Source organism: Kitasatospora cheerisanensis KCTC 2395 (genome assembly GCF_000696185.1).
Taxonomy (GTDB): Bacteria; Actinomycetota; Actinomycetes; order Streptomycetales; family Streptomycetaceae; genus Kitasatospora; species Kitasatospora cheerisanensis.
In genome coordinates this window covers 5,090,836-5,108,817 of record NZ_KK853997.1, presented here as the reverse complement: position 1 = coordinate 5,108,817, position 17,982 = coordinate 5,090,836, and the positions used below count along the sequence as shown (strand labels likewise).

The 17,982-nt window shown below is 72.9% G+C and carries 25 protein-coding genes; all 25 read right to left on the bottom strand.

Annotated elements, in window-relative coordinates:
• The 25 genes from KCH_RS23320 to KCH_RS23195 all read right to left on the bottom strand — a co-directional run bounded on the left by KCH_RS23320 (nucleotide 1) and on the right by KCH_RS23195 (nucleotide 17,969).
• Nucleotides 1-3,561 carry a phage tail protein gene (locus tag KCH_RS23320; RefSeq protein ID WP_051653375.1) on the bottom strand — a complete coding sequence of 1,187 codons (3,561 nt, stop codon included), beginning with the start codon at nucleotides 3,559-3,561 and terminating at the stop codon, nucleotides 1-3.
• A gap of 18 nt (nucleotides 3,562-3,579) precedes the next feature.
• Nucleotides 3,580-3,816, bottom strand: a complete 237-nt coding sequence (locus tag KCH_RS23315) for a hypothetical protein (protein WP_051653374.1) — start codon at nucleotides 3,814-3,816, stop codon at nucleotides 3,580-3,582.
• 167 nt (nucleotides 3,817-3,983) lie between these two features.
• On the bottom strand, nucleotides 3,984-4,337 hold the full coding sequence (locus tag KCH_RS23310; RefSeq protein WP_035865980.1) for a phage tail assembly protein: 354 nt from the start codon (nucleotides 4,335-4,337) through the stop codon (nucleotides 3,984-3,986).
• A gap of 89 nt (nucleotides 4,338-4,426) precedes the next feature.
• Nucleotides 4,427-4,990 (bottom strand): phage tail tube protein, encoded by a 564-nt coding sequence (locus KCH_RS23305; protein ID WP_035865978.1) that lies wholly within the window; start codon nucleotides 4,988-4,990, stop codon nucleotides 4,427-4,429.
• Nucleotides 4,991-5,003: 13 nt separating this feature from the next.
• The gene (locus KCH_RS23300; RefSeq protein WP_035865975.1) at nucleotides 5,004-5,441 is read right to left on the bottom strand and encodes a hypothetical protein; all 438 of its coding nucleotides are present in this window, start codon (nucleotides 5,439-5,441) and stop codon (nucleotides 5,004-5,006) included.
• Nucleotides 5,438-5,719, bottom strand: a complete 282-nt coding sequence (locus KCH_RS23295) for a DUF5403 family protein (RefSeq protein ID WP_035865972.1) — start codon at nucleotides 5,717-5,719, stop codon at nucleotides 5,438-5,440. Before KCH_RS23295 ends, KCH_RS23300 begins: the two co-directional genes overlap by 4 nt.
• Before the next feature lie 2 nt (nucleotides 5,720-5,721).
• Nucleotides 5,722-6,036, bottom strand: a complete 315-nt coding sequence (locus tag KCH_RS23290) for a hypothetical protein (RefSeq protein WP_035865969.1) — start codon at nucleotides 6,034-6,036, stop codon at nucleotides 5,722-5,724.
• 2 nt (nucleotides 6,037-6,038) lie between these two features.
• The gene (locus KCH_RS37720) at nucleotides 6,039-6,434 is read right to left on the bottom strand and encodes a hypothetical protein (RefSeq protein WP_051653372.1); all 396 of its coding nucleotides are present in this window, start codon (nucleotides 6,432-6,434) and stop codon (nucleotides 6,039-6,041) included.
• A gap of 4 nt (nucleotides 6,435-6,438) precedes the next feature.
• The gene (locus KCH_RS23280; RefSeq protein ID WP_035865965.1) at nucleotides 6,439-7,440 is read right to left on the bottom strand and encodes a glycosyltransferase family 4 protein; all 1,002 of its coding nucleotides are present in this window, start codon (nucleotides 7,438-7,440) and stop codon (nucleotides 6,439-6,441) included.
• Nucleotides 7,440-8,396 carry a phage major capsid protein gene (locus KCH_RS23275; RefSeq protein ID WP_035865962.1) on the bottom strand — a complete coding sequence of 319 codons (957 nt, stop codon included), beginning with the start codon at nucleotides 8,394-8,396 and terminating at the stop codon, nucleotides 7,440-7,442. The genes KCH_RS23280 and KCH_RS23275 overlap by 1 nt, the downstream gene beginning before the upstream one ends.
• 24 nt (nucleotides 8,397-8,420) lie before the next feature.
• Nucleotides 8,421-8,921 (bottom strand): hypothetical protein, encoded by a 501-nt coding sequence (locus KCH_RS37715; protein WP_051653371.1) that lies wholly within the window; start codon nucleotides 8,919-8,921, stop codon nucleotides 8,421-8,423.
• Between the two features lie 9 nt (nucleotides 8,922-8,930).
• Nucleotides 8,931-9,602: a VG15 protein gene (locus tag KCH_RS23265; RefSeq protein ID WP_157032170.1), complete on the bottom strand. Its 672-nt coding sequence runs from the start codon at nucleotides 9,600-9,602 to the stop codon at nucleotides 8,931-8,933.
• A 304-nt stretch (nucleotides 9,603-9,906) separates the two neighbouring features.
• Nucleotides 9,907-11,358 carry a phage portal protein gene (locus KCH_RS23260; protein ID WP_157032169.1) on the bottom strand — a complete coding sequence of 484 codons (1,452 nt, stop codon included), beginning with the start codon at nucleotides 11,356-11,358 and terminating at the stop codon, nucleotides 9,907-9,909.
• A gap of 16 nt (nucleotides 11,359-11,374) precedes the next feature.
• The gene (locus KCH_RS23255; protein WP_035865956.1) at nucleotides 11,375-13,036 is read right to left on the bottom strand and encodes a terminase; all 1,662 of its coding nucleotides are present in this window, start codon (nucleotides 13,034-13,036) and stop codon (nucleotides 11,375-11,377) included.
• A gap of 3 nt (nucleotides 13,037-13,039) precedes the next feature.
• Nucleotides 13,040-13,543 carry a phage terminase small subunit gene (locus KCH_RS23250; protein WP_244305409.1) on the bottom strand — a complete coding sequence of 168 codons (504 nt, stop codon included), beginning with the start codon at nucleotides 13,541-13,543 and terminating at the stop codon, nucleotides 13,040-13,042.
• Between the two features lie 407 nt (nucleotides 13,544-13,950).
• Nucleotides 13,951-14,142: a hypothetical protein gene (locus KCH_RS23240; protein WP_157032168.1), complete on the bottom strand. Its 192-nt coding sequence runs from the start codon at nucleotides 14,140-14,142 to the stop codon at nucleotides 13,951-13,953.
• Nucleotides 14,130-14,648: a class I SAM-dependent methyltransferase gene (locus KCH_RS23235; RefSeq protein WP_035873378.1), complete on the bottom strand. Its 519-nt coding sequence runs from the start codon at nucleotides 14,646-14,648 to the stop codon at nucleotides 14,130-14,132. Before KCH_RS23235 ends, KCH_RS23240 begins: the two co-directional genes overlap by 13 nt.
• A 20-nt stretch (nucleotides 14,649-14,668) precedes the next feature.
• Nucleotides 14,669-14,905, bottom strand: coding sequence for a hypothetical protein (locus KCH_RS23230; RefSeq protein WP_035865949.1), 237 nt, complete (start codon nucleotides 14,903-14,905; stop codon nucleotides 14,669-14,671).
• A 59-nt stretch (nucleotides 14,906-14,964) separates the two neighbouring features.
• Nucleotides 14,965-15,168, bottom strand: coding sequence for a MerR family transcriptional regulator (locus tag KCH_RS23225; protein WP_051653369.1), 204 nt, complete (start codon nucleotides 15,166-15,168; stop codon nucleotides 14,965-14,967).
• A 160-nt stretch (nucleotides 15,169-15,328) separates the two neighbouring features.
• Nucleotides 15,329-15,925 carry a hypothetical protein gene (locus KCH_RS23220; protein ID WP_035865941.1) on the bottom strand — a complete coding sequence of 199 codons (597 nt, stop codon included), beginning with the start codon at nucleotides 15,923-15,925 and terminating at the stop codon, nucleotides 15,329-15,331.
• A gap of 70 nt (nucleotides 15,926-15,995) precedes the next feature.
• Nucleotides 15,996-16,592, bottom strand: a complete 597-nt coding sequence (locus KCH_RS23215; protein ID WP_035865938.1) for a hypothetical protein — start codon at nucleotides 16,590-16,592, stop codon at nucleotides 15,996-15,998.
• Between the two features lie 71 nt (nucleotides 16,593-16,663).
• Nucleotides 16,664-17,170, bottom strand: coding sequence for a hypothetical protein (locus tag KCH_RS23210; RefSeq protein ID WP_035865935.1), 507 nt, complete (start codon nucleotides 17,168-17,170; stop codon nucleotides 16,664-16,666).
• Nucleotides 17,167-17,553 carry a DUF6915 family protein gene (locus KCH_RS23205; RefSeq protein WP_035865921.1) on the bottom strand — a complete coding sequence of 129 codons (387 nt, stop codon included), beginning with the start codon at nucleotides 17,551-17,553 and terminating at the stop codon, nucleotides 17,167-17,169. The genes KCH_RS23210 and KCH_RS23205 overlap by 4 nt, the downstream gene beginning before the upstream one ends.
• Nucleotides 17,550-17,741 carry a hypothetical protein gene (locus KCH_RS23200; protein WP_035865919.1) on the bottom strand — a complete coding sequence of 64 codons (192 nt, stop codon included), beginning with the start codon at nucleotides 17,739-17,741 and terminating at the stop codon, nucleotides 17,550-17,552. Before KCH_RS23200 ends, KCH_RS23205 begins: the two co-directional genes overlap by 4 nt.
• Nucleotides 17,742-17,744: 3 nt before the next feature.
• Nucleotides 17,745-17,969 (bottom strand): hypothetical protein, encoded by a 225-nt coding sequence (locus tag KCH_RS23195; protein WP_035865916.1) that lies wholly within the window; start codon nucleotides 17,967-17,969, stop codon nucleotides 17,745-17,747.
• Nucleotides 17,970-17,982 lie beyond the last annotated feature (13 nt).

Below are 17,982 nucleotides of genomic sequence, written 5' to 3'. Positions count from 1 at the left end.
TCACCCCCTCGACTTGTACTCGCGGTACAGGGCCCGGCCGATGGCGTCGGGGGCCTGGTCGTAGGCGTGGAACTCGCGGATGTTCAGGGCGAGTCCGCCACCTCCGGCCGCGGCCTGGTCGCCGCCGGCCTGCGCGCGGGACGTGGCGACCGTGCCGGCGCCGAGGCCGGCCAGGTTGGCCTGGGCGGTGGTCGCGACGGCGGCGGTCGCCGCGTAGACCTGCCCGTGGCCGTCCAGGATGCCCTCGGCGAGGGCGGCGCTGATGGACTGCCCGGAGTACAGCGTCCAACCCCGGCCGGAGAATGGGCCCTCCTTCGCCGGGGAGAACGGAAGCAGCCGCCGGACGTCCGACAGCATCCCCGACATGGCGTTCTTCAGGTCGACGGCCTTGGAGAGCATGCCGTCGATCAGAGACTGGGTGATCGACCGGCCCGAGTCCCACAGCTGCCGGCCGAAGTCCCAGAGCGCGCTGACCACCTTGCCCGGCAGTTCGACGAACACCTGGTACACGGTGCGTGCCAGGCCGGCGAAGAGATCCCCGGCGGCCTGGACGGCCCCGGTCAGGTCGCCGTTGAGAAGCCGCACCACGACCTGCAGCGCCGGGACGACGACCTGCTGGATCTGCCGGGCCAGCTCTCCGGCCAGGATCTGCGCGAGCCGGGCCGTCAGGGTGATCAGCGGCGGCAGGAGCGGGGCCATGGCCTGGAGCCCGGAAACGATCAGCTGGGACAACTGCACGAGCAGCGGAGCCAGCGCGATCCCGACCTCGGCAAAGGACTGTCCGAGCTCCTGGAGCGGCAGCTGGCTGATCAGGTCAGCGAGTTGGGGCAGCAGGGTGGACGCGAGCTGGGTGCTCGCGTCCAGGAACGGCCGCATCAGGCCCGGCAGTTGGGCCAGCGCGGGGGACAGCAGCGAGGCCAGCCCGGTCGCCGCGGCCTGGACGACCGGGGTGAGCTGGCCGACGTTCGCGGCCAGGGCCTGGACGATCGGGGTCAGGATCGGGCCGATCTGGGACGCGAGCTGACCGGCGACGACCAGCAGCGGGCCGGCCGCGACGGCGAGCTGAGACACCGCCCCGCCAGCGGCCACCAGCAGGGGGCCGAGCGAGGTGATCACGGGCTTCAGCCCGTCACCCAAGGCTGTGACCAGCGCCCGCGCGCCGGGCGCGAGGGCGGACAGAACAGGGAAGACCTCGCGGAGCGCCTGGCCTATCAGCGGGGCCGCCGTCTTGCCGATCAAGGACATGACGTCGAACAGGTCCCGCAGGCCCTGCTGGACCTCGGCCGTCGCGGTGACCCTGGCGATCTCCCCGGTGATCTGCTGGAGAACGCCGATGAAGTTCCCGCCGGTGGAAACCGCCGGGGCGAAGATGTTGGTGACGATCTTTCCGACGTTGCCGAGGACGCCGGCCAGCTGGCCGGCCAGGTCCAACGCCAGGTCGATGGCCCTCTCGAGGCCGCCGGAGGCGAATCCTTTCTGCAGGCGGTCCGACCAGCGCGTGGCCGCGTTGGCGAGAGCGGACGTGACCCGGTCGAGGGCCGGGGCCGCCGCAGCGCCGATCGTGGTCAGCGCGGTGACGACCTGACCGGGCAGGCCCCGCAGGTTGGCCAGGCCCCGGGACGCGCCGGCCATCGCACGGTCGAGGATCCCGTTCGCGGCCAGGTTGCGGGCGGCCTCGGCGACGCCGACGGCCATGCCGTTCAGCGTCCCCGCGGTGGCGACCAGTTCGCGCCGGAAAGTCGGCAGGACCGCGGTGGAGGTGGCGGTCAGCTCGGTGTCGAGGCCGGCGAACAGCCGGTCCTGGACGGCCTGCTGGACCTCCCGCCACGCCGGGGCGATGCCGCGCACCGCCTCCACGAACGCACGCGCGTTCGGCGACAGCCGCGCCATCGCCTCGGCGTATGCGTCGACGCCACCGGCGCCGCCGCCTGCCGCCTTCCCGGCGTCGGCGAGCGCCAGGGTGGCGTCCGCGACGGCCCGCTGGGCGTCAGCGACCTGCTTGGCCGCGTCCCGGGCGGTCTTCGCCGCCTCCTGCCGGGCGTCGGCGACGTCCCGCTCCGCGTCGGAGACGTCGCGCGTCGCGGACGCCAGGTTCTCCTGCGCGGCAACGACCCGCGCCGAGCCGTTGACGCCCGCCGCCACGGACTGCGCCTGCTCGGCGGCGAGCCGGCCGTTCTCCTTGCGCTGCTCGTGCAGCGCCTGGAGGGCCTCGTCATAGGCGAGTTGGGCCCTCTCAAGGTTGCGGACCGCGGCCGGGTTGGCCTGTGCCGCGGCGAGCGCGTCGGTGGCGTCGGCGACCCGCAGGACCGCGTCGCGTTCGGCGAGCTGACCGGACGTCACCCGGTCGGCCAGGTCCTCGGCGTCGCGGGCGGCCTGCCGGCGAGCGTCGTCCAGGGCCTGCTGGGCCCTGACGGCCTTGCCCTGCGCGTCCGCCAGGGACCGCTCGGCGTCGGAGACGTCCCGGTCGGCGCGGACGACCCGCGCCGCGGAGTCCTCCGTGGTGCGCGCCAGCGCGTCCTTGGCGTCCGCGAGCTGCCGCTGTGCGGCGGCGACCTGCTTGGCGGTGTCGACCGCCGCGGCGCCGCCCCCGGACTTGGCCGGGGCGAACGCGGCCTTGAACGCGTCGCCCATCCCGGCGACGCCCAGGCCGATCGTGGCGAACGCCTGGCCGAGGGCCATCACCGCGGGGACCGCGACGAGCGCGGCCGGCGCGATCTGGGCGAGACCGGCAGTCAGCGACGCGATCTGCGGCAGCGAGCTGACGCCGAGTCCGACCAACGCACTGCGCAGAGTCAGGACCCGGCCCAGGCCGGCCCCGAGGGTGGCGCCCAGGCGGCGCACCGGCTCGTCGTCCACCCGGACGTCGATGCCTGCGGTGCGGTCGTGCGCGAGGCGGTCCAAGCGCTCCTCGGCGCGCAGGACATGCGCCGGGTCGACGATCGGACGGACCGTGACTTCGATCTCTTCCGAGCCGAGATCAGCCAGCTCGGCACGGACCTCGGCCGCCGCACCGGCGGCGATGTACGGCTCGATCCGCACCTTCCACGGATCGGTGAGGATCCGAAGCTGCTCCTCGGCGGTGCGGAAGGCGTCACGGTCGATGACCGGTCGAAGCTTGACCTGCCGCGGCTTGGCCGCCTTGTCCAGAGCCTCCCGGACCTTGGTGTCGAAGCCGGAGGCGTCGAACGTGGCCTTGACGGCGAGATCTGGCCGCAGCAGGTCGAGCTTCGACCGGACCTCTTCCGAGAAGCCTGTCAGGTCGAACTTGGGCTTGACACCGAGTTCCGGTCGCAGGTGCGCGAGCGCGATGCGGGCCTGCTCGCCGATCTGGTCCGCCTCGAATACGGCGTGCACCGCCAGGTCCGGACGCACCGGGGCGAGGGCGGCGCGCACCGCCTTGGCGAACCCCGTGGTGTCGGGGGTGAGGCGGACCTTCAGCTGTGCGCGTTCCTCGACGCGGTCGAGGTAGCGCTGCAACGCGGGCGCGAACTTGGAGGTGTCCGGCAGCACCCTGATGGCGAGCCGGTCGACCTCGCGTCCGCCGGGGGATCCACCGGCCACGGCTCACCCCCCCGGTGTTCAGTTGTCGGGCGCCGTCCGGTACTTGGCGGGCAGCGGTCGGGCGTCCGGGTGCCGGGACAGGTCCAGCGTCCGGCGCGATGGTGCGGCGGCCGGCCGGTCGCCCGGGCGCGGAAGCGGATCGGGCAGCGGCACCGCGCGGCGCGCGGCGAGCTGGATGGCGGTCCATGTGTTGGCCTGGACCGCATCCACGATCGAGGCGAGCAGGTGGGTGCGGGTGTCCCACTGCCGGTGCACGGGGCCGCCGCGCAGGGCGGCCGACAGCGCGGAGTCGTAGGGGAGGTGCTCGGCCAGCTGGAGGATGCGGCGGGGGGCGAGCGTTCCGCGCGGCAGGTCGGCCAGGTCGAGGCCGTAGTACTGCTGCAGGTCCGCCCGCAGCTCCCCGCCCAGGGCCCGGTGTTCGATCAGCTGGACGAGCTGGAGGCTTCCCCCAGCTGGACGGCCTTCATGTAGTGCTGCAGGACCAGCAGCAAGGCGGGCACCGGCCAGTCGCGGATCTCCTCGTGCACCGCGTCCTGGTCGTCGGCGACCGAGACGAGGGCCGTGCGTACGGCGTCGACCTGATCGCCGATGGACGTTCCGTCGGCAGCATCGAGGGCGGCCATCAGCTCGACGGCGTGCTCGCGCGTCTCGTCGTCGAGCATGACGGGGTTGAGGAGCGTCGCGGTGCCGCCGGCACGCAGTTCGATCGGCAGGCCTGTGTAGGTCTGCTCGGCTTCCTGCATGAGGCCGGCGAGGCTGACGGGGGTGTTGGTCATGGTATCGGTCCCTTCGGTGTCCGGTCCCAAGGGTGGTCCTGTGCCGCCGGACGGGACCGGTGGCCGACGGCACAGGAGTTGAGGGCAGATCAGGACGCGGCGCCGAGGAGGGCCGCCCACTCGCCGATCGCGCCGTCGATCAGCGTCGAGGCGAGGAACGTGCCCTTCAACGGGAGTTCGAACCAGTTCTCCGCGTCGAGCTTGATCGCGTCCGCGCCGAGGAGGGAGACCCTGGGGTGCCACAGCGGCACGAAGTTGGACCCGTCCACGAGGATCAGCAGCAGCGCCTTGATCTGCGGGACCGGTGTGGCGGGGATGCGGATCGACCCGTCGGTCTGCATCGCGCTCGGGCCCGCGCCGAAGTACAGCTGCAGCGCCGTCTTGTCGGCCTGGATGCTGTTGAAGGTGATGCCGTAGGTGATGTCCGGGCTGGTCTGGCGGAGCTTGGAGTTCTGCCAGCTGCCGAGCGTGGTCGGGTCGGAGCCGTCGCGCGTGAGGCTCGGCATGTTGTCCCGCGAGGTGTGGCCGAGGTTGGCCCAGCCGGCACCCGGGGCGAGCGGGTCGGTGATGCTGGCCGGCTTCGCGGTGTCGGCGTTGCCGAGGTAGATGTACCCCGTGCCGGGGACGATCGTGGTCGTGGCGTCGAGCGCCATGGATTCCTCCTGGTCAGGGGGTAGGTGTGGGGCGGGCGGTGAGCCGGACCGTCGACTGGAATCTGAACGACTGGGCGTCCGGAGGTGGCGAGCCGGCGCGAAGTTCGGCCGGCAGCGTGCCGCTGCTGAAGTGGCTCAACCAGCCGCCCGCGTCCTGGTCGGCCCACTGCCGCACGCAGGCGTCGTACAGGGCGCGCCAGGCCCGGCGGCCGGTCTCCGCCGCCAGGTCCCGGTCGGCGGCCAGGGCCTGCAGGTCGATCACCGCGGTGATCACCCCGCGCGGGTCGATCGCGGCGGCGCCGGGCAGCGACCGGGCGATGACCAGCGGGCCGGCGGCGACGATCTGGGCCCAGGTGTCGGGCATCAGGGTCATCACCGTGACGGCTGGGCCGAGTTCGGCGGTGAGAGCGCCGCGCACCAGGCGGTCGACGTCGGGCGGCAGCGCGGTCACAGCCCGGCCTCGATGGCGTGGATGCCCTCCACCCAGCGGCCGTTCGACGCGTGGTGGCCGTAGTTGATCGCGAGGATCGCGGGGTCGGAGATGGAGACGGTGGAGTCGACGCGGTCGACGACCACCTCGAGGGAGGCGGCGAGGGCACCGGTGGCAGTGTGGGCGGCGACGACTGCTTCCACCCGGGCGGCCCGGCCGCGGAGTTCGGTGGCGACTGCGGCGCGGACGGCCGGGAGGTGGGCGAGGCGGGCGGCGAGGTGCTGGTCGAGGCTGGCCATCGTCACCTCCTGCGGATCATCGCGGTGTCGTGGCGGGTCCGGGCCGAACCGTTGTGCCTCTTGGGCTCGCCGACGACCGTCCAGTCCCGGCCCTGCCACACCACCCGGGACCAGGGCCCGGCCGGGAGCGTGCGGGCGAGGAGCCGGTACAGGGTGACGTCGACGTAGCCGAGTTGGGCGGCCTCCTCCGAGGTGGAGGGCTGGATGCGGCACTGCACCACCACCGGCGCGCCCTCGGGGCCGCGGGTGCCGTCGGGCTGGACCGGGCCGGCCGGGTAGACGGTGACGGTGTCGGGGCCGCCGTCGAGGAGAGACACGCTCACCACCAGCCCGGATCGCACGCCGGGGCGGTCGCGACCCGCGCGTTGTACGGGGTGATGGTGAACGCGCCCTGACCGCGGGTCAGCATCGTCTCCTCGGCCGGCAGCAGGGTCAGGTAGCCGGACGCCGCGGCTGCGGCGAGCTGGTACTGGTAGTCGCCGTCCATCTCCATCCGCAGCCCCTCAGGGTTGCGGGCGATCCGGGCCACCATCGATGCTTCGACGAAGTCGACGGTGGTCTGGGCGAGGGTGCCGGCCGTGATCCGGGCGGGGATGTCCGGGTAGAGGGCGAGCAGGTAGGTCTCGGCCTGCTCGATCAGGTCGGCGATCTGGTCGTCGGTCAGTGGGGTGCCCTGCGGGCAGAGCGCCTTGACCTGGGCGACGGTGGCAGTCACCGGCTCACTCCCTTCGCGCGGCGAGGTCTTCCACGGCCTCGCACCAGGCCGCCAGGTCCGGGGCCGGGTCGAGCTCGGCAGAGCGGGCCTTCGCCTTCTTCGACGCGGCGGCCCATGCCTTCGGGGCTAGCAGGCGGCGGATCTCCGCCTCCCACGCCTCCGGGTCGTCCCGGTCGGCGAACACCCCGGCGGCGCCCAGCGATTCGGCCAGGCCCGGCGTGGGGTGCGCGATGACGGGGATGCCGGACGCCATCGCCTCCACTCCGACCCGGCCCCACGACTCGTAGGAGGACGGCATCAGGACGATGCGGGACCGGGCGTACACCCGCTCCCGCATCTGCCCGCCCGGGGTCTGCGGCAGGACCTCCGCGTTGTCGGGCACCCGGGCGGGCACCACCTGCTCGCCGTACGCACCCCGCACCCCGAGGAACTGCACGTCGGGCATCCGCCGGGCCAGGTCCCAGAACAGCGAGCCGCCCTTGTCCTCGTAGAGGTTGACCAGGGCGACCCGGTCGCCGGGGGTGGTGGTGTAGTCGGCGGCCAGCACCGGGGGCCGGACGACCAGTTCGGCGGGCGGCGTGAGGTCGAACCGGCCGTAGTAGTCGTCCGCCTCCGCGCGGGTCCACCGGGCGTTGTACACCGCCAGGTCGCACCCCGCGGCGGCCTCGAACGAGGGGGCGTGGGTGTTGTGGACGACCGCGACGGTCGGTACGCCCCAGGTCCGGCCGTACGCGGCCAGCGCTGGGACGCCCTCGAGGTGTCCGACCAGGACGTCCGCGGCCCGGCCGGCGCGCGGGAACTCCGAGGCCTGCAGCGGGTAGACGCTGACGCCGTCGAGGTCGTAGCGCCCGGGCAGGCCGGCGCCGTACCGGTGGAGGTGGACCTCCACCTGGTGCCCGCGCTCCGCCAGGGAGCGGAGCATGGTGTGCAGCATCCACTCGGCGCCCGCATTGTGATCCGGCGGGTAGCCGTGCACCCGCGCGACGACCCGCAGCGGGCCCGGCATCAGGAACCGCCGCCCGCAGCCACGTACTTGACGAACGCGTTCTCGTCGCCGATGACGAACCCGAAGTGTGCCTCGCACAGCAGCAGGACCAGGTTTTCCTGGAACGCGCTGTGCCAGTTGCCGTCCGCGTCCTTGTAGTTGGCCTCGGTGGACAGCTTCATCGTGATGTCCATGCCGACGCCGTAGGCGCACTGCGACCAGTCGCCGCCGATCATCCGCAGGCCCGTGTCGGAGGTGCCGGACGCGCGGACCAGCTTGCCGGAGATGCCGCGGGAGTAGTCCAGCGGCAGGCCGAGCAGGGAGCCGGCTCCGGCCGCGCCGGGACCGAGGGCCGCGGTGGTGTCGACGAACAGCGGGCGGCCGTTGTTGTCGACGGCGTTCAGCAGCTGCGGGCGCAGGCGGGGGTCGGCGACCCAGCCGGTGACGTCGTAGTTGTCGTCGATGACGAGGGCCTCGCCGTCGACGATGTCCTTCCAGATGCCGCCGTTGGTCTTGGTGGCGGTGCCGAGGGTGATGCTGTTGGTGGTCTCGGCGAGGTAGTCGTCGAACGGGCCCGCCGCGCCGGATGGCGTCTTGCCGTGGATCGCGGCGAGGTCGAATGCCCGGGACAGGGCGACGGGCAGGTCCTGCTGGATCTGCGAGTAGAGGCCGGCCGCGTTGGACCGGGCGACCTCCTCGGAGACCGGGACCAGGACGGCAACCTTCTTGCCCGCCATGGTCTTGACGGTCATGGACTCGGTGCCGGTCGGCTTCGAGCCGCCCTCGTTGACCCAGCCGGCGTTCGGGATGTCCATGCTGACCGGGATCGCGGTCTGCGCGGTCATCGACAGCGGGATGCGGCGGGCGCGCTGCATCACCGCGCTGGTCTCCGCGACCCGGTTGAAGATCGGCTGGGTGATGGTCGGCGGCAGCAGCGTGGAGTTGACGTTGCTGAGCTTGACGGGTGCGTCAGCCATGGTGCCCTCCTCGGGCGTCGGGCCCTAGGAGAGGGCGGAGTTGATGAGCTGGGCGAACTGCGTGGCGGGGTCGGTCGGGGCCGGGGTGCCGCCGCCCTGGAGCGGGTCGGGGCCGGGCATCCGCGGGCCGGGCGCGGGCAGCAGCGCGGCGAGCGCCTTGGCGTCGGTCTCCATCGCGGCCTGGTCGGCGCCCTGGAGGCGGGCGACGAGCGCGTCCGGCAGGCCGTACTGGCGGCCCAGGCGTTCGCGGGTCGCGGCGAGCTCGGCGGCGGCGGCCCGGTCGGCGGCGGCCTGCAGGGCCTGCTGGGCGGCGGCCGGGTCCGGAGCGGCGGCCAGCTTCGCGGCAGCGGCGGCGAGTTCGGCGGCGCTGGTGCTCGCGGCCTGCTGGGCGGCCGTCAGCTGACCGGTCATCCCCTCGATGTGGGTCCGGGCCCAGTCGGGGAGTTCGGCGAGCTGCTCGGCCGTCGGCGGCCCGGACGGTCCGGGCGGCGGCGGGGTGTTCGGGTCGGGCGTCGGGGTGGACATGGAGCCTCCTCAGGAGCGGCGGAGAGTGGGCAGACCGCGGCGGCGCACGGTGCGGCGGCGGGCGGCGACCGCGCGGTTGAACGCCCTGGTGGCCTCCGGGCCGCTCAGCCCGTCGGTGGCCTCGGCCCACAGGTCGCGCCAGACCTCCGACCCGTCGGGCAGGTGGTCGGCGCGGGAGTAGACGGGCACGATCTGGCAGTGGCACAGGTCGTGGAACTTGGTCAGGTCGTCGAGCGAGGCCGGCGGGCCGCCGGCCAGGCCCGCGCTGTCGCGGCTCTTGTAGACCGCGCCGCGGCTGGCGAGCATCGCGCAGAAGCCGCAAGGGCTGGCGTCGGTGACGCGGGCCCAGCCGATCACCCGGGTGTCGCGGCGGGCGGACTGCTCGGCCATCGACCGGCCGCCGCGCAGCACCTCACGGTCGGCGGCGCCGCCGGCGGTCACAGCCGAATCCCGCATCAGGTCGTCGAGTTCGGCGAGGAACTCGGCGTCGTCGAGGCGGCCGCGGGCGTGGCCTTCCTCGGCGTCGTCCAGGCGCTGCTGGGCGTGGACCGGGCCGGTGACCCACAGGCCGGTGCGGGCGGCCGCGTCCATGGACTCCTCATCCAGGTCGGGCCACTCGAAGTCGTCGACGACAACGGGCTGCTGGTCGGCGGGGGTCGGGCGGTAGCGGTCACCGGACATGCGGGCCCAGTCCTGGCGCAGTGCGCCTACGGAGGTGCGGCGCGGGTGCGGGCCGGGCCCGATCGGCGGCAGCGTGTGCCCGGTCGACAGGGCGCGATGCAAGCGCGTGTAGGAGACAGCGACCTGCTGGGACGCATCGCGGGCCGGACGGATCCGGCCCAGCGACGCGTCCACCCACCGCCCGGCGGACGCGGCCGGCGCGCCAGGGCGCACCATTCGCTGCCAGTCCGCCATCACCCCGGCGGCCACCCGCGCGCCGAGGCGAGACTGTGTGATCCGGTGGGAGTCCGTCAGGGCGGCGAGCTCACCCGCCGCCACCGACGCTCACCTCCCCCGGTTCGGGTGCGGCCGGCGGCCGGGTCGCGCGGTCCAGGCTGTCGGCCAGGCGGGCGGACGGGTCCGTCTCCTGCCACAGCTCGGCGATGCGCTCCTGCTCGGACACGGGCAGCCCCAGCGCCTCCGGACCGTAGGCCGGGGGGAAGACCCTGCTCGCGACCATCTTCTGCACGTAGTCGGCCTTCGCGGCCATCGTCGGCGTCGACGGGTCGCGCCACACCACCGCCAGACGCTCCAGCCCGGACGGCATCCGACCCTTGGTGGCGATCCACAGGGCCAGACGCATCACCTGCTCCCACGCGCCGGAGAAGCCGCGCTGCCGGCGCTCGCAGTTCTTCACCAGGCGGGCCTCCTCCGCGCGGATCGCATCCGCCGAGGTGGGGTTGTCCGCGCCGGCCGCGAAGTAGGACAGCGGGACGCCCTGGAGGGACGCGGCGAGCTTGCCGTAGGTGAGGATCGCCGTCTCGAAGTTGCGGAGCTCGGCGGCCGTGAACTGCCCGGCCGACGCCTGCTCGTTGGCGAGCGCCCACACCTTGCCGAGGTAGGACTCCCACGCCGGGACCTGGTTGCCGCTCTCGTCCTGGAAGTCCTCGGCGGACGCGCCGAGGACGTAGCGCTGCGGCACGGCCTGGAACTCGGTGGCGATCTGCAGGTTCGTCAGCGCGCGGCAGCAGGCGTCGGCGACCGGGATCACGCGGAGCATCTCCGAGCGGCCGGCCCGGTACGCGGTGCGCGGGCGGTTGATCAGCGGCACCACCGGGATCTCCGGCAGGTCGGAGTAGTCCCGGCGGACGACCGTCCAGCCGCCGTCCTCCATGCGCACCAGCTCGATCGCCAGCCCGGGCCGCGGCCACAGCGTCGCGGCCGAGGCCTGGCCGAAGCGCTGGAACTCCGGCCGGTCGACCTGCCGCGGGTCCTGCACGAACCGGGCCGCGGCCGTCACCCGGCGGGTCGCCGGCGAGCGCTCGTGGATCATCCACTGCGGGCCCTCGACGGTGATCACCGGATCCCCGAACGCGTCGGCGCCGACGACCACGTAGGAGCGGCCCAGCGTCAGCGCGTCGAGGTGCCCCATCTGCGACTCCTCGTCCAGGCCATTGGCCTGCCAGAAGTCCCATAGATCATCGCTCGGGGCGTCCGACGTCGAGGCCCGGAACCCCTCGACGTCCAACCTCTCTTCGACCGTGTCGACGGCCTGCGCGGGCCACGCGATCACCGTGGTCAGCGCCTCCCATCCGGGAGGAACGTTCAGGCCGATCGAGCGCATGTACCGGTCGGCGTCGTAGTAGCGCTGGAGGACGTCCAGGCCGCCCTGACTGGCGGGCGCGTTGCGGTTCTGCTGGAGCCGCATCCACAGCCGGTCCAGCAGCAGCTGCTCGTCGACGGTCAGCTGGTCCGGCATCAGGAGAGGAGTCGCCACGTCGGCCTCCTCTCGGTCAGCGGAGCACCAGGACGGTGCGGCGGGCGGTGAGGTTCTTGGCGAGCGCGTCGAGGCGGCACTGCCAGGCGAGGATGGAGGCGGCGGCGGCGTCGATCTTGCGCGGCGACTCGGGGTGCTCCTTGGCGATCTGGATGCCCGAACGAGACTCCCGACGCCGGGCGTTGAGGAAGTGCCGGGTCAGGGTCGACGCGCCGGAGTGCGTCATCTCGCCGTCGGTGATCGCGTCGTGGAGCGCCTTCGTCGCGCGGACGATCAGCGAGGCCCGGCCGCCGGTCATCCACCACTCGATCGGATGACTGCCGGACGACTTCACCTTGAGCCGGCGTACGTACTTGGCCTCCCAGCCGCGGACGTGGCTCTCCCACTTCGCCGGGTCGGCGTAGAACCCGACGACGTTGTAGGCCTGGAACGCGTCGTCGACTTCGGCCAGGACTTCGCCGACCGGCACCTGCCAGTTCTTCCCGAGCGGGCCGTCGGGCTGTTCCCAGACGCGGATCTGGAACAGGTGCCCGTCGGAGACACGGCAGCCGACCAGCGCGGTGGCGTCCGTCACCGAGTGGCTGCGGCGCCGGGAACCGTCGAAGCCGAGGACCACCGGGTCCTTGGGGCCGATCACCTTCTCCGGATCCGCGCACGCCGCCCACTCCGGCTGGGACAGCCAGGAGTCGGTGGCGTGGGTGACCTGGTTGAGGTAGTACCGGCGGGCGTCCTGCGGGTCGGTGTCCGGGTCCCAGTACTCGCCCAGCAGGCGGCGCAGGTTGACCCAGCCGCCTGCCGCATCAGCCGAGTCCCCGTACGCCACGGCGAGCCCGGCCAGCAGCGACTGCTCGTCCGTCGGGTCGGTGTCCGCGGACGCCTCCCGGTGGTCGAAGAGCAGGCCCGCATCCAGCTTGGTGCGGCCCTCCTGCTGCTTCTTCCAGGCTTCGAACGACCGCTCCGCGACGCTGTCCGCGCCGGGGATGAACGCGTTCGGGGTCTCCACCGAGCATCCGTTGACCTTGCCGATGTTGCGGCGGATCACTGCGGCGAGTTTGCGGCCGCCGTTGGTCGTGGTCCACGACTCGGTCTGGTCCATCACCGAGAACACGGGGCGGAAGCCCTCGCGGCTGGTGCCCGAGCTGGTGACGTACTCGATCCGGCCGTCGGGGACGTTGACGAAGGACTCCAGCGCCTCCAGGCCGTACTCGTCGCCGACCGGGCCGTTGCGGGCCATCTCCAGCAGCGGGTCCCAGGTGTTTGCGGTCTGGTCCTCGCTGACGGCGACGAGCTGCACCTTCGCCTTGAAGCCGAGGCTCGTCCACTCGCGGGCGACCGGCTCGCCGTTCGCGTCCCAGCCGTCCGGCACCACCGGGGCGACGGCCTCGGCGAGGCACAGCGCGGCCAGCAGCGGCGACTTGCCCCAGCCCTTCGGTCGGGACAGCACCGCGCGGCGGATGCGCCGGCCGTTGTTCAGGGCCCGGCCGCTGATCGCCGGGCCCCGGAAGGCCGGGTCGACGGCGTACAGCTGCAGGACGAACTGGGCCTGCTCCTCCGTCAGAAAGAGCGGCTCGCCGGCGGCGGGACCGTCCGGCACGATCAGGTACTCGGCCATCCACTCCAGCACCTGGTAGCCCAGGGTGGGCAGTTCGCCGGGGTACGACGGTCCGCGCCAGGGCATCGCTCACCCCCCGGGCTCGGCCGTCCCGGGCTGGTCGGGCCGGATCATGCGGATCTTCGCGTACCGCTCGCGGGCTGCCGGGCCGCCGGAGGAGCCCTGACCGGCGTCGGCCTGGTCCGCCTGCGCGAACTGCATCCGAAGCCGCGCCCGGTCCTCCATCGTCGCGCCGAACTTCGCCACCCGGAGCCGCAGTTCAGGCGCCGCCGAGGCGTCGCCCGACCACACCTTCGCGTGGATCAGGGCGGTGTCGAGGAGGAACTCCCAGTCGGTCGAGCTGAAGTGCTCGGCTTGCGGGCTGGCCTTCCACGTCTCCCACCACTCGCAAGTGCGCTCCGGCCAGACGAACTCGACCAGGCCGTCCTCGCCCGCGTTGATCCGGAAGTCGGGCAGCTCCGGGGCCTCGGCCCGCTCGAAGCGGAGGATGGTCTGCGGCTGCAGGTCCTTGTTGCGGCGGGCCCGGCGGGACGGGTCCTTCGGGGCGGGGCCGGTGCCGGCCACGGTGCTCACCTCCTTCCGGGGAGGGGTCGAGATCCCCAGACCCGTACACAGGGCCAGCGCCTATACGCGTAGCGGGGCGGGAACCCGGGGAGGGGGGTCTCCCCCACCCCTTGGGAGGGGTCAGGCCAGCCCTGGGTGCCGCTCGGGCGGCCGGCTCCGGGTCGGGCGGTAGCCCCTGCGGGTGGCTGTGCCGCCTTCGTGGCTGCTCTTGGCCCGGTGGCAGGGGGTGCAGATCGCCTTCAAGTTCGCGTCCGAATGGTCGTCGCCGCGGCTTACGTGGTCGACCTCGTTGGCGCGTCCACCGCAGCGGTAGCAGGTGCGGCGGTCGCGCCTGAGGATGCGCTGCCGGATGGCCGGCCAGTCGGCCGGGAGGCGGCCCCGCCGGTCACTTGTCGACCAGGCCATGAGTTCCTCCTCTACGTGTCCAACAGGGGCTGGCCGAGGATGTGGGCCTGGATGAAGCCGATGCATTCGGCTTCGGTCTTGAACCATGTGTCTGTGCTGAGCGTGTAGCCGTCGAGCTGGAGCACTGGCTGCCACGGATACTCCGGGTTTACGCCGTCGCCGGTCTCGAAGCACGCGAACCATCCGGTGATCATCGGTTCCACCACCAGCAGCCGAGGGTGTGTCCGTGCCGGGTGTGGACGGTGCCGCCGAGGGCTGCGAGGACCTGGTCCATGTCGTCGGGCTGCCAGTCGTGGAGGTGGGCTTCATGGGGGTTGCCGTCGACCTCGCCCTGGGGTGAGGGGACGATGGGGAGGCTGACGAGGATGTGCCGGGCGCCGGCCGCGGCGATGCGCTGCAGCAGCTGGACGGCGTCGGCGCGGGGCATGTGTTCGAGGACGTCGCCGGCGATGACCAGGTCCCGGTCGAACAGGGCGTCGGGCGCGGTGCGGGCGTCGCCGTGGTGGACGTGGTCGTACTGGAGGCGGAGTCCGTAGCGGCCGATGTAGGGCCGGTGGATCTCGATGGCGGTCCAGTGTCCGGGGTGGTGGGGGCGCATCAGTTGGGCGTAGGTGCCGAGCCCGGGGCCGATGTCGGTGACGGTGTCCGGGCGGTGACGGAGGAACAGGTCGAGGGACCAGTCCTTGCCTTCGGCGTCGGAGGTGGGCACGGTCACCACCTCCTCTCAGGTCAGACCTGGGGCGGCCAGTTCCAGTGGCCGGGCTGGGGGTCCTGCGAGTACGGCACGGACTCGTTGAAGAACATGCCGGTGGGGTTGAGGATGGCGAGGCCGACCCGTTGGTGCCGGTCGTCGTGGGCCTCGGCAACGGTGGTGATGATGGCGGCGCGCGGTTCGGGAAGGTACTCGCCGCCGGGGGTGCCGTACGACTGGTAGTGGACGATGCGGCCGATGCTGGGCTGCTGCACGAGCGTCTCCTGGTGGTGGGAGGGGCGGCCCGCCGTGGGGGATGGCGGCGGGCCGCGGTCTATGCGGCGGTGGGGAGTTGGCGGCCGGCGCGCCGCCTGGTGGCGGCCTCAGCGCGGGCGATGGTGAGCTGGCTGTAGAGCGGGCGCCCGCGGTCGTCGAGGCCGTCGGGGGAGATGCGGCCGCGGTGCTGCCAGTTCCAGATCGCGTTGGGGGTGAGACCGCAGAGGTCGGCCGCCTGGCGTACGGTCAGCAGCTCGTCCATGCGCACCTCCGGGAACGACTGAGCCCCGCAGCTACTGCTCAGCTGCGGGGCTCAGTGGTGTCTGTGGGCACACGTGTGGTGCTGTCGTCAGCCTTTCACAACGGCCGATCTTGCGCAAGCGGCTACGCGGGCGGCGGGTCGCAGCGGCCGTGGTGGTGGCTCACGCGGTCATCTTCTCTCGGGCGGCGCGGTGGCGGGTGCGGATCTGGGGGACGGCGGTGCGGTGGGTGCCGATGATCCGGCCGATGGTGTCGCGGTTGACGTTGCCGTCGGCGAGGCCGGCGACGATGGCATCGCGGCCGCGGCGGGCGGCGTCGGCGAGTTCGGCGGTGGCGGTGGTCCAGGTCTGCCAGGCGGCGAGGTGGGAGAGCCAGCTCTCGCCGAGGGGGGCGTTGGGGGCGATCGGTCGGCGGTAGGGGCGGAGGGCGGTGAGAGCGTGGTCTCCGCGTTCGTCGAGGGCGGTGTGGTCGTGGCCGATGACGGGTCCGATGTGGATGTCGACGGGGGCGAGGTGCTCGGTGGTGGCGCGGGTGCAGGTCCACCATCCGGGCTGGTCGGCGGGGGCGGTGAGGGCGCTCACGTGGGTGGTGTGAGGGGGCTCGATGGTGCTGGGGTCGGGTATGCCGGTGAGGGTGGCGAGGAGGTAGCGGGCGCCGGTGTCGAGGATGTGGGCGGTGGCGTGGATGGTCCAGGGGCCGGCGGGGCCGCGGAGGGTGGCGGCGCGGATTTCGCCGGGGGCGGGGTGGTGGGTGGTCATGGTGGGTGGCCTCACGGTGGTGGGGTGAGGCGGCTCTCGGGTCCGGTGAGCCGCCTCACGGGGTGGGTGGTCAGGCGGCGGGGCGGAGTTCGGCGAGGGCCTGGCGGACGTGGTCGGTGTAGGTGGCGGGGTCGTACTCGGTGCGGCAGTTGAGGCATTCGCGCCAGCCGTCGGTGCGCTCGCAGAGGGCGCGGAGGTGGCAGGCGGGGCAGGCGGTGCGGACGGGGCGGGCGGAGCGGATCGGGTAGCGGGCGACGGCGTTGAGGTGGTGGTGGAGGGCGGCGATCTCGGTGGCGAGGTCGGTGGCGTAGGTGCGGCGGGCGGCGAAGGGGAGGTGGAAGCTGAGGACCTTGATGCTGGTGCTGGCCGCCATCTCGCCGCGGATGGCCGGCAGTTGCACCCAGGCGGTCCAGTCGTTGGCGCGGGCGCGGTCGTCGAGGACGGTGCAGGCCCAGGATTCGAGGATGTCGATGCTGGGCTCGTCGCGGTCGGTGAGGGCGTCGAGGGTGGTGAGGTTGCAGGGCAGGGGCGGGGTGCGGGTGGCGCCGGAGACGTGGCCGCTGCGGGCGGCGCCGCTGGGCAGCAGTGCGAGGTAGGCGTGGGCGAGGATCTCGGGCAGCTCGCCGAGCTGGCGGCGGAGGCGGGTGGTGGCGGCGGGGGTGAGCACGGCGGTCTCCTCGGTGGCGCTGGTCGGTCAGGCGGGCGGGGCCGCCCCGGTACGGGGCGGCCGGCGGGCGGTCAGTCGTGCTCGTAGAAGTCGACCTGGATGCCGTCGCGGCGAACGGTCACGGCAGCGTGGTCGCCGAACGCGGCCAGGAGGACGTTCTCGAACTCGCCGCCCTCGATGGCGCGCCGCAGGGCGTGGCAGCGCTCGTAGCGGGCCTGGTCGGGGCCCTGGTACGGGCCCTTCTTCCACGTCCGGCCGCCGGCGCGGCTGGGGTCGGCGACCTCGATGTACGGCTCCTCGCCGAGGCTGGGGTGGCCGCTGTCCAGGTTGAGGTCGTCCGTGTCCTCGTCGGTGTCGGTGCGCACCCACAGGCCGTAGATGCTGAACTTGCAGGGCTCGCCGTCGTTGAAGTACGGGGTGTACTGGCGCCAGCCGAACTCGAGGATGGTGGGGTCGTCGAGGACGGCCTGGAGGGTCGGCTGGAGGTCTTCGACGGGACGCTGCTCGACGCGGGTGCTGCCCTGGGTGATGTCGCCTTCGACGGTGAGGCCGAGGAAGTTGCGGTGTTCGGTGGTCACTTGGTGTCTCCGGTGGGCTGGTTGAGGAGCAGGTGGGAGAGGGGGACGGTCTTGCGCTGGGCTCCGGACATCCAGGTCTTGATGGGCATTCCGTCGATGTAGTCCGCGGGGCTGGGGAGCCAGCCGAGGTCTTCGAGGACGTGCTGTTCGGCGATGAGCCGGACGGGGACCTGGGTGGTGGTGTGCTGGCGGGGGATGGCGAGGGTGGTGCCGAAGATCCGCTGGCAGAGCCACACGCCTTCGGTGTGGTGGTAGAGGGAGCGGTGGCGGGCGTCGCCGATGATGCGCTTGGAGCTGTCGATGAACTCGTGGACGGGGAGGTAGAGCTCGGGGGTGCCGCCCCACTTCCGGGCGGAGGACTGCGCGTGGTGGAAGGAGTTCACCGGGCACCCGCCTGCGGGCCGCGGCAGGAGTCGCGGTGCTCGACCACCAGGCGCACGAACTCGGCCTCCGTCGAGGCGGTGACGGTGGTCCAGCAGCGGGCGCAGGTGTACTCAGCGGTGTCCCAGGCCTGCTCGGCGGCGGGCGGCGTGAGGGCGATCAGCGGCTCGAGCTCGTCGGGGGTAGCCATCGGTCAGCCCTCCTGGCTGGCGCGGCCGGCGAGCAGGGCGGTGGCGGCGCGCTGTCCGGCGCAGTCGCACCCGGCCAGGCACGGCAGCACGTCCAGCACGATGGCGTGGGCCTCGGTGAGCACCTGGTCGCGGTAGGCGTCGAGCATCGCGGCGGCCTGTTCGGGGACCTTGAAGCTGACGTGCATGGCCCGTTCGAGCTGCTCGCGCGGGGTCCGGATCTTGGGCATCGAGTCTCCTGGG

What these genes read in the sequence shown, in the direction of transcription:
- KCH_RS23225 (WP_051653369.1), bottom strand. Translation starts at nt 15,168, where the DNA reads ATGGACGAGCTGCTGACCGTACGCCAGGCGGCCGACCTCTGCGGTCTC.
- KCH_RS23195 (WP_035865916.1), bottom strand. Translation starts at nt 17,969, where the DNA reads ATGCCCAAGATCCGGACCCCGCGCGAGCAGCTCGAACGGGCCATGCAC.
- KCH_RS23255 (WP_035865956.1), bottom strand. Translation starts at nt 13,036, where the DNA reads ATGCCCTGGCGCGGACCGTCGTACCCCGGCGAACTGCCCACCCTGGGC.
- KCH_RS37715 (WP_051653371.1), bottom strand. Translation starts at nt 8,921, where the DNA reads ATGTCCACCCCGACGCCCGACCCGAACACCCCGCCGCCGCCCGGACCG.
- KCH_RS23305 (WP_035865978.1), bottom strand. Translation starts at nt 4,990, where the DNA reads ATGGCGCTCGACGCCACGACCACGATCGTCCCCGGCACGGGGTACATC.
- KCH_RS23200 (WP_035865919.1), bottom strand. Translation starts at nt 17,741, where the DNA reads ATGGCTACCCCCGACGAGCTCGAGCCGCTGATCGCCCTCACGCCGCCC.
- KCH_RS23265 (WP_157032170.1), bottom strand. Translation starts at nt 9,602, where the DNA reads ATGTCCGGTGACCGCTACCGCCCGACCCCCGCCGACCAGCAGCCCGTT.
- KCH_RS23280 (WP_035865965.1), bottom strand. Translation starts at nt 7,440, where the DNA reads ATGCCGGGCCCGCTGCGGGTCGTCGCGCGGGTGCACGGCTACCCGCCG.
- KCH_RS23275 (WP_035865962.1), bottom strand. Translation starts at nt 8,396, where the DNA reads ATGGCTGACGCACCCGTCAAGCTCAGCAACGTCAACTCCACGCTGCTG.
- KCH_RS23310 (WP_035865980.1), bottom strand. Translation starts at nt 4,337, where the DNA reads ATGACCAACACCCCCGTCAGCCTCGCCGGCCTCATGCAGGAAGCCGAG.
- KCH_RS23295 (WP_035865972.1), bottom strand. Translation starts at nt 5,719, where the DNA reads ATGGCCAGCCTCGACCAGCACCTCGCCGCCCGCCTCGCCCACCTCCCG.
- KCH_RS23220 (WP_035865941.1), bottom strand. Translation starts at nt 15,925, where the DNA reads ATGACCACCCACCACCCCGCCCCCGGCGAAATCCGCGCCGCCACCCTC.